General features: G+C 70.4%; 11 protein-coding genes and 1 pseudogene. 1 reads left to right on the forward strand and 11 read right to left on the reverse strand.

Translation table 11 applies throughout. From position 1 onward, the window contains the following. Nucleotides 1-96: 96 nt before the first annotated feature. The 8 genes and pseudogenes from AB0D85_RS42195 to AB0D85_RS42230 all read right to left on the reverse strand — a co-directional run. Nucleotides 97-985, reverse strand: a pseudogene (locus AB0D85_RS42195) (transposase); the annotation flags it as partial. Nucleotides 986-1,210: 225 nt separating this feature from the next. Continuing rightward, nucleotides 1,211-2,023 (reverse strand): pyrroline-5-carboxylate reductase, encoded by an 813-nt coding sequence (gene proC, locus AB0D85_RS42200; RefSeq protein ID WP_362333117.1) that lies wholly within the window; start codon nucleotides 2,021-2,023, stop codon nucleotides 1,211-1,213. Nucleotides 2,024-2,096: 73 nt separating this feature from the next. After that, nucleotides 2,097-2,897 (reverse strand): ABC transporter permease, encoded by an 801-nt coding sequence (locus tag AB0D85_RS42205; protein WP_362333120.1) that lies wholly within the window; start codon nucleotides 2,895-2,897, stop codon nucleotides 2,097-2,099. Continuing rightward, nucleotides 2,894-3,703, reverse strand: a complete 810-nt coding sequence (locus tag AB0D85_RS42210; RefSeq protein ID WP_362333123.1) for an ABC transporter ATP-binding protein — start codon at nucleotides 3,701-3,703, stop codon at nucleotides 2,894-2,896. Before AB0D85_RS42210 ends, AB0D85_RS42205 begins: the two co-directional genes overlap by 4 nt. Nucleotides 3,704-4,176: 473 nt before the next feature. Beyond that, on the reverse strand, nucleotides 4,177-4,974 hold the full coding sequence (locus AB0D85_RS42215) for a class I SAM-dependent methyltransferase (protein WP_362333126.1): 798 nt from the start codon (nucleotides 4,972-4,974) through the stop codon (nucleotides 4,177-4,179). Between the two features lie 247 nt (nucleotides 4,975-5,221). Then, a complete protein-coding gene (locus tag AB0D85_RS42220; protein ID WP_362333129.1) occupies nucleotides 5,222-5,728 on the reverse strand; it encodes an EamA/RhaT family transporter in 507 nt (168 codons plus the stop codon). Nucleotides 5,729-5,782: 54 nt separating this feature from the next. Continuing rightward, complete coding sequence (locus AB0D85_RS42225; protein WP_362333132.1) at nucleotides 5,783-6,064, reverse strand: SH3 domain-containing protein; 282 nt, start codon at nucleotides 6,062-6,064, stop codon at nucleotides 5,783-5,785. A gap of 77 nt (nucleotides 6,065-6,141) precedes the next feature. Further along, nucleotides 6,142-6,462, reverse strand: coding sequence for an SH3 domain-containing protein (locus AB0D85_RS42230; protein WP_362333135.1), 321 nt, complete (start codon nucleotides 6,460-6,462; stop codon nucleotides 6,142-6,144). A gap of 180 nt (nucleotides 6,463-6,642) precedes the next feature. Here AB0D85_RS42230 and AB0D85_RS42235 point away from each other — a divergent pair, with 180 nt between their 5' ends. After that, complete coding sequence (locus AB0D85_RS42235) at nucleotides 6,643-8,760, forward strand: serine/threonine-protein kinase (RefSeq protein ID WP_362333138.1); 2,118 nt, start codon at nucleotides 6,643-6,645, stop codon at nucleotides 8,758-8,760. A gap of 102 nt (nucleotides 8,761-8,862) precedes the next feature. Here AB0D85_RS42235 and ilvD read toward each other — a convergent pair whose 3' ends face one another. The 3 genes from ilvD to AB0D85_RS42250 all read right to left on the reverse strand — a co-directional run bounded on the left by ilvD (nucleotide 8,863) and on the right by AB0D85_RS42250 (nucleotide 12,343). Beyond that, complete coding sequence (gene ilvD / locus AB0D85_RS42240) at nucleotides 8,863-10,716, reverse strand: dihydroxy-acid dehydratase (RefSeq protein WP_362333140.1); 1,854 nt, start codon at nucleotides 10,714-10,716, stop codon at nucleotides 8,863-8,865. A gap of 110 nt (nucleotides 10,717-10,826) precedes the next feature. Further along, complete coding sequence (locus AB0D85_RS42245; protein ID WP_362333142.1) at nucleotides 10,827-11,516, reverse strand: TetR family transcriptional regulator; 690 nt, start codon at nucleotides 11,514-11,516, stop codon at nucleotides 10,827-10,829. Continuing rightward, nucleotides 11,513-12,343, reverse strand: coding sequence for a sugar phosphate isomerase/epimerase (locus AB0D85_RS42250; protein ID WP_362333145.1), 831 nt, complete (start codon nucleotides 12,341-12,343; stop codon nucleotides 11,513-11,515). Before AB0D85_RS42250 ends, AB0D85_RS42245 begins: the two co-directional genes overlap by 4 nt. Nucleotides 12,344-12,351 lie beyond the last annotated feature (8 nt).

The raw sequence follows: 12,351 nt of genomic DNA on the forward strand, positions 1-12,351 counted from the left end.
CGATCTTGACGTTCAAGATCAGGCTGGTCAGAAGATCGCGAAATGGGTCCCTTTTGATCCGCCGTTCAGCGGCCAGTTTTCACCCGACGCCGAGACCCTGGCCAGGAACTTCGGACGAAAGTCCTCGACCGCGATCACATCATGGTCTCGGACGACGGCTTTGGCCCACTTGCGTCCAGTGTCCTGCCGCTGCCGGGCGATCTTCGCGTAGGTCTTCGCCCGCCACTTCTTTGCCTCACGATAGCCCTTCGAGGCGGCCTGGCCCTTCTTCGGTCTACGGTTGGCCATCATCCGGTCGTACCGGGACAGCTTCGCCCGGGCTTTTCCACCGTGCTGGGCATGTGGTAGGTCGTGCGCGTCACTGGTAGTGGTCGCGGTCTCCCTGACACCCCAGTCGATCCCGATCACGCGACCGGTGTCGGGGAGAGGCTCGGTTTCAGCGGGTACGACTAAGGAGGCATACCAGTGCCCAAGAGCATCGCGATACACGCGCACCGATGACGGCTCGGCAGCCAAGTCTCGCGATCACCACCACCGTCAGTACGATCCCGCCCGCCAGGTGCAGGCGCCCGTCCTTCAACCGAAATCCGCGCCGCGTGTAGTTGAGAGTCGGCTCCGCCTCACGCTTCTTCTTGTACTGCGGCATCCCGGCCCGCTGTCTGACGGGCAAGTGGCCCTTGACGTCCTTCAATGCCTTAGCCCGAGACTTGGCGAAGTCACGGATGAGTTGCTGCTGCGGCACCGACGCTCCCTTGGCGAGCCACGGCATCGTGGCCCGGGCCACGGTCAGCATCCCGTCCAGCATCGCCGGACCGCACTTCTCGTTCTCCGTATAGGCCTTCTTGGACCGGGCCACACACTCGTTCCAGATCCAGCGGCAGCGGTCCCACTCCGCCAGCAGCGCCGTACGGGCCATTGACGACACACGAAGCCGGTACGTGTACCGGGCATACCCGGCCCGGTCAGCTTGCGTTGATGTCGTCATGCCGCAAACGTAGCCCCAAGGTTCGCTTCCCTCTTCGAATCCCGCAAGGCTCACACGAACGAGTGACCGAGTGCAGGAACGCCAGTCGGCGATCGCTCGACTTCACGGGCCCCACGTATGGGTGGCGCTCAGCGCTCCTACTGAGAGCGTCGGACCGCCCGGCGACGGCCCGCGGAGAAGATGGTCGCGGCGGCCGCGGCGGTTTAGCCACCGTCCCCTGGGGAGTCAGTCCTTCTTGCCGGAGGCGAGCTGGCGGCTGCGGTCGCGGGCGGCTTCGAGGGCGGCGATGAGGGCGGCCCGTACGCCGTGGTTCTCCAGTTCGCGGATGGCGTTGATGGTGGTGCCGGCGGGTGAGGTGACGTTCTCGCGGAGCTTGACGGGGTGTTCGCCGCTGTCGCGGAGCATCACGGCGGCGCCGATCGCGGACTGGACGATCAGGTCATGGGCCTTGTCGCGGGGCAGGCCGAGCAGGATGCCGGCGTCGGTCATGGCCTCGACCAGGTAGAAGAAGTACGCCGGGCCCGAGCCGGAGAGGGCGGTGCAGGCGTCCTGCTGGGACTCGGGGACCTGGAGGGTCTTGCCGACGGCGCCGAAGATCTCCTCGGCGGTGGCGAGGTGGGCGGCGGTGGCGTGGCTGCCGGCGGAGATGACGGACATCGCCTCGTCGACGAGGGCGGGGGTGTTGGTCATGACCCGGACGACCGGGGTGCCTGCGGTGAGGCGCTCCTCGAAGAAGGAGGTGGGGATGCCCGCGGCGCCGCTGATGACGAGTCGGTCGGCGGGGACGTGCGGGGCGAGCTCGTCGAGGAGGGTGCCCATGTCCTGCGGCTTGACCGTGAGGATCAGGGTGTCGGCGGTCTTCGCGGCCTCGGAGTTGGTGACCGGGGTGACTCCGTAGCGGGTGCGGAGTTCTTCGGCCCGTTCGGGGCGGCGGGCGGTGACCAGGAGGTCGGCAGGCGCCCAGCCGGCGCGGATCATTCCGCTGAGCAGGGCTTCGCCGATCTTGCCGGTGCCGAGGACTGCGACTTTCTGACTCATGCGGTTCAGTCTGGCACCGGGGTGAGGGGGGCGGGGTGGTTGTCCGCTGGGCGGACCGCGGCCCCGCCCGTGGTCACGCGGTCCGTCGTCGCAGGGTGGCCGCACCCAGCGCGAGTACGAGCAGTGCGCAGCCGGCGACGATCAGGATGTCCCTGACGAAGGTCGCGGTCATGTCGGTGTGGTGGAGGACCTCGTTCATGCCGTCGACGGCGTAGGACATGGGGAGGGCGTCGGAGATGGCTTCGAGGGCGGGGTGCATGTTGGCGCGGGGGGTGAACAGGCCGCAGAGGAGGAGTTGGGGGAAGATCACCGCGGGCATGAACTGGACCGCCTGGAATTCCGAGGCCGCGAAGGCCGAGACGAAAAGACCGAGGGCCGTGCCGAGCAGGGCGTCGAGCAGGGCGACCAGGAGCAGCAGCCAGGGGGAGCCGGTGACGTCCAGGCCCAGGAACCAGACGGCGAGGCCGGTGGCGAGGGCCGACTGGATGATCGCGAGGATACCGAAGGCGAGGGCGTAGCCGGCGATGAGGTCGGCCTTGCCGAGGGGCATGGCGAGGAGGCGTTCGAGGGTGCCCGAGGTGCGTTCGCGGAGGGTGGCGATGGAGGTCACCAGGAACATCGTGATGAGCGGGAAGATGCCGAGGAGCGAGGCGCCGATGTTGTCGAAGGTGCGCGGGCTGCCGTCGAAGACGTAGCGGAGCAGGACCAGCATCAGGCACGGGATGAGGAGCAGCAGCACGATCGTGCGGGGGTCGTGGCGGAGCTGGCGCAGGACGCGGGCCGCGGTGGCCGTGGTGCGGGAGAGGTTGAGGGCGCGGGCGGGAGCCGCCGAGGTCGTCGTGGTGGTCACGGTGGTCGCCGTCTGAGTGGTCATCGTGCCGTTTCCTTCGTGCGGGCGTCGGCGGCCGCTTCGTCGACGAGGTGGAGGAAGGCCGCCTCGACCGTGTCGGAGCCGGTGCGGGTGCGGAGGGCCTCGGGGCTGTCGTCGGCGAGGATCTGGCCGTCGCGCATGAGGAGGAGGCGGTGGCAGCGCTCGGCCTCGTCCATGACGTGGGAGGAGATGAGGAGGGTGGCGCCGCGGTCGGCGGCGATGGCGTGGAAGAGGGCCCACAGGTCGCGGCGCAGGACGGGGTCGAGGCCGACGGTGGGTTCGTCGAGGACGAGGAGTTCGGGGGTGCCGAGGAGGGCGACGGCGAGGGAGACGCGGCTGCGCTGTCCGCCGGAGAGGTTGCCGGCGAGGGCGTCGGCGTGGCTGGTGAGGTCGACCTCGCCGAGGACGCGTTCGACGTCGGCGCGGCGGTCGGGGGTGGGGCGGGCGGGGTCGAGGATCGAGCCGAAGTAGTCGAGGTTCTGGCGGACGGTCAGGTCGTCGTAGACGGAGGGGGCTTGGGTGACGTAGCCGATGCGGGTGCGGAGGGAGGGGTGGCCGGCGGGGCGGCCGAGGACGTCGAGGGTGCCGGAGACCTTGGCCTGCGTACCGACGATCGACCGCATCAACGTCGACTTGCCGCATCCGGAGGGCCCGAGCAGTCCGGTGATCTGACCGCGCGGGACGGCGAAGTCGAGGCCGCGGAGGACTGTGCGGGGGCCGCGGACCGCGGTGAGTCCGACGGCCTGGACGGCGGGCGGCAGGGCTGAGTTGCCGGGGGCCTCGGGCGGCTCCGGCGAGTAATTCACCATGTGATGAATAATGCTCCGGGGGGGTGGGAGGCGTCAAGGGCCGGGTGGGTCGGGGTCAGGCCGGTCGGGGGCAGTCGAGGTCAGGCCGGTCGGGGTCGGGCGGAGGGGGTGCGCCGAGGGATGGGGGCCGGGGTGGGGGCTGAGGGCTGAGGGCCGGGGGCCGGGGGCCAGAACCGGGGCCAGGGGCCAGGGGCCAGGGTGGGCGCTGGGGGCCGAGGCCGGGACCCGGGGCCAGGGTGGGCGCTGGGGGCCGAGGCCGGGACCCGGGGTCAGGGTGGGCGCTAAGGGCCCGGGCCAGGTGCGGGGTTGGGGAAGCGCGGCTGCCCGTAGCCGGGTCGGCTGAGGAGGGGCGCCGTAGCCGAAGCGCCCCTGTAGAGGCGGGGGCTTGTCGATGTGCGGCTTCGCCGCGTGGGCGCGATCAGTCGGCACCGGCCCGCGGCTGGGCCGCTGGTGCGGGCCGGTGCCGGTGTTCCTCAGGAGTTGAGGGCCACGAGCAGGAGCACGACGTAGGTCTCCTCGACGATTCCGTCCGGGAAGGCCTTCAGGAGGTGGGTGCGTTCCTCGGCGAGGAAGGCGGTGCGGCGGGCCTCGGGGGTGACGAGGAACGCCGAGTGGCTGGAGATGTTGGCGAGATGGGTGTCGAGGGGGACGCGGCGGCTCCAGCGGACCTCGCGGCGGGCGAAACGGAGTCGGCCGCTGGGGTCGGCGAGGTCCGTGCGGTCGGTCCTCTTGCCCTGCTCGGTCGGGACGTCGATGCCGAAGAAGCGGCCGATGCGCTCGGCGGAGTCGGCAATCCAGTCGACGTCGAGGGCGCTGGTGTTCCACCACAGCGCCAGCGCCCCGCCGGGACGCAGTACGCGCAGGGCCTCCGGCACGGAGCGGGCGGGGTCGGTCCAGTGCCAGGCCTGGGCGTAGGTGAGGAAGTCGGCGGTGCCGTCGGCGAGGGGGAGGGCGTTGCCGTTGCCTCGGACGATCGGGACGTCGGGGAGCGTGGCGTGGAACTGCGCCGCCATGCCCTCCCCCGGCTCCACCGCGACCACGTCGGCGCCGCGTGCGTGCAGGAGGGCGGTCGCAATGCCCGTACCCGCGCCGACGTCGACCACCCGGGCACCGGCGAGGGAGCGGCCGGCCTCTTCCTCGACCGCGTCGAGAAGGGCGGGCGGGTAGGAGGGGCGGTTCTCGGCGTACTGGGCCGCGGCGGCGTTGAAGGAGTGGGCCCGGGCGGCGTGGGAGGGAGCGGGGTTCGGGGGGCGCGACTGGCTTGTGGTCATGGAGCCATGGTCCCGGGGGTGGAGCCGGGGGCGACAGGGGGTTTTCGGGGGCGGAGGGTCGAACCGACCGCCCTCTGCCTCCAGAACACGACCGACGCTTCCGCTTCTTGGCCGGGTGGCCGAAGGGGCGAGGGTGACGCAGCGGTCGCCGACCGGCGGGTGCGTCCCTGCCGCCACGCCGGACGGCCGCAACAGCCGCCACCTCCCCTTCACCGGGCAACCGGAGCGGCGGAAGTGACGGGCGGCCTCAGTGCTTGCGCTTCTTCTTCGACGGGTTGCCCGAGCGGCGGGTGTTGCGGTGTTCGTGTTGCTGGACGGCGGTGTCGTACTCGGTGCGGTGGAGTTTCTCGCCGGGGGCCTCCGTCAGGGAGCGGAAGAAGTAGGCGAGCAGGGAGCCGACGAAGCCGATGGCGAGGAGGCCGCGCAGCGAGGCCTGGCGTTCGGGGTCGGGGCGCTTGCCGAAGGACTCCCAGGTGTTGCGGAAGGCCAGGGCGCTGCAGATGGCGAACATCGCGACGACCAGGACGGTCACGAAGGACCCGGTGTCGGCGAGCTGCACGCCTTCGTAGGCGAGGCGCAGGATCAGGCAGGAGGCCACGGCGGCGGCGAGCGAGCCCACGGCCACGCCGATCCGGCGGGCGGTGTAGCCGTCGTCGTGGTTCACCCAGGACGTGCCGAAGAAACGGAGGGGCTCGGGACGGGGTCCGCCGGTGGAGCCCGCGGGGGTGTCCGGGGTGCCTGGTTCGTCGCTCACGGGACGATTATGGCGCCGGAGGCCGCGGGCTCCAGGTCGGGGTGGTGTGCTGGGTCAGGCGCAGCGGTCAGCCACGTAGCCGTCGCTGCCCGTGTTGACGTAGGCGTCTGACACGAACTCGCCGTTGTCGATGTTGTCCCAGATGTTCGAGGTGCCGTAGTAACCGGACACCGTCGTACCCGGCGTCTGGCAGAAGATCGGGACCTTGGTTCCCTCGGGGAGGGTGCGGGTGATGCTGTAGCTGGTGCCGGGGCCGTCGCGGACGTTCAGGCGGACGCCCGGGGCGACCGAGTACGTCGATACGGCGGCGGCGACCGAGGCCGAGCCAAGGATCATGAGGAAGGCTCCTGCGGAGCCCGCGAGAAGGACGGAAGCGCGTCTTAAGGGTGTCATCCCAGTCCTCCTGGACCGGATCAGGAGCAGCGGTCGGCCACGTACCCGTCGCTGCCCGTGTTGACGTAGGCGTCTGACACGAACTCGCCGTTGCTGATGTTGTCCCAGATGTTCGAGGTGCCGTAGTAACCGGACACCGTCGTACCCGGCGTCTGGCAGTAGATCGGAACCTTGGCGCCCTCGGGGAGGACGCGGGTGATGTCGTAGCTGGTACCGGGGCCGCTGCGGACGTTCAGGCGGACGCCCGGGGCGACCGAGTAGTAGCGCACGGATGTCGCCAGCGTCGTGACGGCCTCCTCCTCGCCGCTGTTCTCGGCCTCCTGCACACGTTCGACGGACATGTACTGCTCCCCCCACTGAACCCATGAGTGCCATGGAGTCCCGTTGATTCCCCTCGATCGAGCCACGAAACACATGTACGCAACTCGCACGCGGAGGCTAGCAAGCCGCCTCTGTATCGCACGAGTCATCGACTAGGCTCCGTGCGTCGCGCTCCGCGGAAAAAGCACGGGGGTGGTCCCTTGACGCCACAGCGCAACACCGGAGCGGGCGCGGAAGCGGAACTTCCCGAGTACGCCGGGCACTACCGCCTGGAGTCCTGCCTGGGTTCCGGTGGCATGGGTGTGGTGCACCTGGCCCGCAGTACCTCGGGGCTGAAGCTCGCGGTGAAGGTCGTGCACGCCGAGTTCGCCAAGGACCGCGAGTTCAGGGGTCGTTTCCGGCAGGAGGTGGCCGCCGCGCGCAAGGTCAGCGGCGCGTTCACCGCCCCTGTCGTGGACGCCGACCCCGAGGCCGAGCGGCCCTGGATGGCCACCCTCTTCATCCCCGGCCCGACCCTCTCCGAGCACGTGAAGCGGAACGGGCCGATGCCCCCTGCCCAGTTGCGCCGGCTGATGGTCGGGCTCGCGGAGGCGTTGCGCGACATTCACAGGGTCGGGGTGGTGCACAGGGATCTCAAACCGAGCAATGTGCTGCTCGCCGAGGACGGTCCGAAGGTCATCGACTTCGGTATTTCCCGGCCAAAGGACAGTGAGCTGCGGACCGAGACCGGGAAGTTGATCGGTACGCCGCCGTTCATGGCGCCCGAGCAGTTCCGCCGTCCGCGGGAGGTCGGGCCCGCCGCCGACATCTTCGCGCTCGGGTCGGTGCTGGTGCACGCGGCGACCGGTAGTGGGCCGTTCGACTCCGACAGCCCGTATGTCGTCGCCTATCAGGTCGTGCATGACGAGCCCGACATCACCGGGGTGCCGGAGGAACTCGCTCCGCTGGTGCTGCAGTGCCTCGCCAAGGAGCCCGAGGACCGCCCGACGCCCGACGAACTGATGCGGGGGCTGCGGTCGTTGTCGGCGTCGTACGACACGCAGGCGTTCATACCGGCACAGCGGGCCGTCTCCGCCGAGGACGGCAGCGACACGGCGAGGCCGGAGCCGCCGAAACAGGAGGAGCCGCGGCGTCCGCTCAGGCCACGCCTCAGCAGACGGGTCGCCTTGGCCACGGGTGCCGTCGTTCTCGCGCTGGGGGCGGTCGCGGCCCTGGTCCAGTGGGTCACCGCGAGCAGGCAGCAACCGCAGGAGAGCAGCCCCAGGACGACGGCCGCCGCCTTCGCCGCCTGGCAGGCGAACCCGGTCACCAAGGGCGCGACCACTCCCCAATGCGCCGTTGGTGACGGAAAGCTGTTCTGCGCCGAGGCGTCGGTGGCCTTCGCCCTGAACCCGGTGACCGGTGCCGTGCTCTGGCGGCACTCCGTCGAGAACGCCCACTGGAGCAGGCCCCCGGTCTTCTCCGGCGGCCTCGTCCAACTCGTCACGGACGGGGTCCGGCACGTGACGGCGCTCGATCCCGACTCGGGCAAGACTCGATGGCAGCAAGACCTGCCCGCTGACGTGGGGATGAAGTACGCGGGCGACACGCTCCTGTTCGCGGGCGCGGACGGCACGGTCACCGGAGTGGACAGCGCGACCGGCACCACCAAGTGGAGCCGGCCGACAGGGGGGCGCAGCACGCCCCGCATCGACTTCTTCCCCTCGGACACGTCGTCGGCGTATGTGGCCAGTACGTCCACGGACGGAGCCGACACCCAGGTCACCGCCGTGGACCCGGCCACCGGAGAGATTCGGTGGGACAAGCGGTTGCCGGGTCTGTTGAGGACGGTCGGCGCGCAGGACGGGACGGTTTTCCTGCTGGCCACCGATCCGGTCTACGGCGACACCGATGCGGTGGTCCGTTACAGGCCGGAGTCCGGGGCCACGCGCCGGGTCAAGCTCCCGGCACCGCGCGCGGACGCGCAGGCCGGCGTGCATGACGGGGTGGTCTATGTACTGGCCGCCACCGGGTCGCTGGACGCCGTCGACATGACTGCGGGCAAGCGAACCTGGCACCTGGAGACTTCGGTGAGCCGGGGCTCGGCACCCGTCGCCGACAACCGGTATGTGTACTTCTCGGCTGCCGACGGGCGGCTCACGGCGGTGGACGCGAACAGCGGGAAGGCCGCCGGACAGACCTCGTCCCGCTTCGGGCGGAGTGAGGGCGGGGTCGCCACCTCGGTGCCCGCCCCCGTGATCCTCGACTCCCACATCTACGCCACCGCCCCCGACGGCACCGTCTTCGCCGTGGACGCGGATGATCCCGGCACCTGGTGACGTTGCGGAGTCACGCAGTCACGAAAAGGAGTCGTACAGCAAAAGAAGCGAGGGGCCGTCTCCCGGTGTGGGAGGCGGCCCCTGAAGTGTCTGCGGGGGGGGTCAGCCCAGCTTGGACACGTCGCGCACCGCGCCCTTGTCGGCGCTCGTGGCCATCGCCGCGTAGGCCCGGAGCGCCGCCGAGACCTTGCGGTCGCGGTTCTTCGGGGCGTACACGCCGCCGAGGGCCTGCTCGCGGCGGGACAGCTCGGACTCGTCGACGAGGAGCTCGATCGTGCGGTTCGGGATGTCGATGCGGATGCGGTCGCCGTTCTCGACGAGGGCGATCGTGCCGCCGGAGGCCGCCTCCGGGGAGGCGTGGCCGATGGAGAGGCCCGACGTGCCGCCGGAGAAGCGGCCGTCCGTGATCAGCGCGCAGGTCTTGCCGAGGCCGCGGCCCTTGAGGAAGGACGTCGGGTAGAGCATCTCCTGCATACCGGGGCCGCCCTTGGGGCCCTCGTAGCGGATGACGACGACGTCGCCGTCCGTCACCTGCTTGTTGAGGATCTTCTCGACGGCTTCCTCCTGCGACTCGCAGACGACCGCCGGGCCCTCGAAGGTCCAGATCGACTCGTCGACGCCGGCCGTCTTCACCACGCAGCCGTCGACGGCGAGGTTGCCCTTGAGGACCGCGAGGCCGCCGTCCTTGGAGTACGCGTGCTCGACGCTGCGGATGCAGCCTTCCGCCGCGTCCTCGTCGAGGGCCTCCCAGCGCTCGGACTGGGAGAAGGCCTCGGCGGAGCGGACGCAGCCGGGGGCCGCGTGCCACAGCTCGATCGCCTCGGGGGACGGGGAGCCGGCGCGGACGTCCCAGGTCTTCAGCCAGTCCGCGAGGGAGGGGCTGTGGACGGAGTGGACGTCCTCGTTGAGGAGACCGCCGCGGTGCAGTTCGCCGAGGAGGGCGGGGATGCCGCCGGCGCGGTGCACGTCCTCCATGTAGTACGTGCGGGTCTTGGCGACGTTCGGGGCGACCTTGGCGAGGCAGGGCACCCGGCGGGAGACCGCGTTGATCTCCTCCAGGCCGAACGGAACGCCCGCCTCCTGGGCGGCGGCCAGCAGGTGCAGGATCGTGTTGGTGGAGCCACCCATCGCGATGTCGAGGGCCATGGCGTTCTCGAACGCGGCGAAGGTCGCGATGTTGAGGGGCAGGACCGTGTCGTCGTCCTGCTCGTAGTAGCGGCGGGTGATGTCCATGACCGTGGTGGCCGCGTCGACGTACAGCTGCTTGCGGGCCGTGTGGGTGGCCAGGACCGAGCCGTTGCCGGGGAGGGAGAGGCCGATCGCCTCCGTCAGGCAGTTCATCGAGTTGGCGGTGAACATGCCGGAGCAGGAGCCGCAGGTCGGACAGGCGTTCTCCTCGATCTTGAGGACATCCTCGTCGGAGACGTTCTCGTTCGCCGCGTCGACCATCGCGTCGATCAGGTCGAGGGTGCGGACCGTGCCGTCCACGAGGGTGGCGCGACCGGCCTCCATCGGGCCACCCGAGACGAAGACCGTGGGGATGTTCAGCCGCAGGGCGGCCATCAGCATGCCCGGGGTGATCTTGTCGCAGTTGGAGATGCAGACCAGGGCGTCGGCGCAGTGCGCCTCGACCATGTACTCGACCGAGTCCGCGATCAGGTCGCGGGAGGGGAGGGAGTACAGCATGCCGCCGTGGCCCATCGCGATGCCGTCGTCGACGGCGATCGTGTTGAACTCGCGCGGGATGCCGCCCGCCTCCTTGATCGCCTCGGAGACGATCCGGCCGACCGGCTGCAGGTGGGTGTGGCCCGGCACGAACTCCGTGAAGGAGTTGGCGACCGCGATGATCGGCTTACGGCCGATGTCCGCACCGGGTACACCGGAGGCGCGCATAAGGGCGCGGGCGCCCGCCATGTTGCGACCGTGGGTGACTGTGCGGGACCTCAGCTCGGGCATCGTCGCTCGCTCCTTCAGACAGATAGGGCTGCTATTGAGCGTACGCCCGTTGTTCAGGCCTCGGGACAGGGTGTCCGGAATGCGGGATGCGTGTCTCGGGAGGATCGGCCTCAGGGCCCGGTCAGATGCCCCTGCACCACCGGGGCGATCCGCCGCACGATCTGCTCCAGATCCGCCGAGGCCAGCGGCTCCACCTTGATCACATAGCGGAGCATCGCGCAGCCCACCAGCTGTGCTGCCGCCAGCTCGGCGCGCAGCTCCGCGTCCGGGAGGTTCAGCTGTCCGGCGACCCGGCGCAGCAGCTGGGTGGAGATCAGGCGGCGGAAGACGGCGGCGGCCGCGTCGTTGTTGACGGCCGAGCGGACGATCGCGAGAAGGGGCGTACGGGTGGTGGGGTTCTCCCAGATGCCGAAGATGAAGCGGGTCAGGCGCTCGCCGACCCCGTCCAGCGGGCCCTCGGCGATCGCGGTCGGCGCGTTGAGCGCGGGGGCGAAGGCGACCGAGATCGCGGCCTCGAAGATCTGTTCCTTGGTGCCGAAGTAGTGGTGGACCAGGGCGGAGTCGACCCCGGCGGCCTTGGCGATACCCCGTACGGACGTCTTCTCGTACCCGCGTTCGGAGAACTCCTCGCGGGCGGCGGCGAGGATACGGTCCCGGGTGTCGGCCGACTCGGTGCGCGGAGGGCGGCCACGGCGCCGGGCGCCGGTGCCAGCGTTGCCGTTGTCACCGGTGCCGTTGCCGGCGTGGCCACCGCTGCCGCTACCGGGGTTCTCGGTACCGGCGTTCTCGCTACCGGTCACCGGCGGGGCACCTTCACGGCCGAGGCCAGGTGCAGACGGGTGAAGGCGAGGGCCTCCGCGAGGTCGGCCTCGCGCTCCGCGCCGGACATGGCGCGCCGGGTGTTGACCTCGATGACGACATGCCCGTCGAAGCCGGTGAACGCGAGGCGCTCCAGGAGCTCGGCGCACGGCTGGGTCCCGCGGCCGGGCACCAGATGCTCGTCCTTGGCGGAGCCGCGGCCGTCGGCGAGGTGGACATGGCCGAGCCGGTCGCCCATCCGGTCGACCATGGCCAGGGCGTCGGTGCGGGACGTGGCGGCATGGCTGAGGTCGATCGTGAAGTGCCGGTAGTCGTCCTTCGTCACGTCCCAGTCGGGGGCGTACGCGAGCATCTCGCGGTCGCGATAACGCCAGGGGTACATGTTCTCCACCGCGAACCGCACGTCCGTCTCGTTCGCCATGCGCCAGATCCCCTCGACGAAGTCGCGGGCGTACTGGCGCTGCCAGCGGAACGGCGGGTGCACCACGACCGTGCTCGCGCCCAGCTTCTCGGCCGCGGCCCGGGCCCGCTGGAGCTTGACCCAGGGGTCGGTGGACCAGACCCGCTGGGTGATCAGCAGACAGGGCGCGTGGACGGCCAGGATCGGCATGCGGTGGTAGTCGCTCAGTCTGCGCAGGGCCTCGATGTCCTGGCTGACCGGGTCGGTCCACACCATGACCTCGACACCGTCGTAGCCCAGGCGCGCGGCGATCTCGAAGGCCGTCGCCGTCGACTCCGGGTAGACGGAGGCCGTGGAGAGCGCGACCTTCGCATCCGGGATGCGGACGACGTCCCTTGGTTTTGCCACGAGGGACA

Origin of the sequence: Streptomyces sp. NPDC048277 (assembly GCF_040652235.1) — a bacterium.
GTDB lineage: Bacteria > Actinomycetota > Actinomycetes > Streptomycetales > Streptomycetaceae > Streptomyces.

What these genes read in the sequence shown, in the direction of transcription:
- AB0D85_RS42225 (WP_362333132.1), bottom strand. Translation starts at nt 6,064, where the DNA reads ATGATCCTTGGCTCGGCCTCGGTCGCCGCCGCCGTATCGACGTACTCG.
- AB0D85_RS42230 (WP_362333135.1), bottom strand. Translation starts at nt 6,462, where the DNA reads ATGTCCGTCGAACGTGTGCAGGAGGCCGAGAACAGCGGCGAGGAGGAG.
- ilvD (WP_362333140.1), bottom strand. Translation starts at nt 10,716, where the DNA reads ATGCCCGAGCTGAGGTCCCGCACAGTCACCCACGGTCGCAACATGGCG.
- AB0D85_RS42215 (WP_362333126.1), bottom strand. Translation starts at nt 4,974, where the DNA reads ATGACCACAAGCCAGTCGCGCCCCCCGAACCCCGCTCCCTCCCACGCC.
- AB0D85_RS42210 (WP_362333123.1), bottom strand. Translation starts at nt 3,703, where the DNA reads ATGGTGAATTACTCGCCGGAGCCGCCCGAGGCCCCCGGCAACTCAGCC.
- AB0D85_RS42205 (WP_362333120.1), bottom strand. Translation starts at nt 2,897, where the DNA reads ATGACCACTCAGACGGCGACCACCGTGACCACCACGACGACCTCGGCG.
- proC (WP_362333117.1), bottom strand. Translation starts at nt 2,023, where the DNA reads ATGAGTCAGAAAGTCGCAGTCCTCGGCACCGGCAAGATCGGCGAAGCC.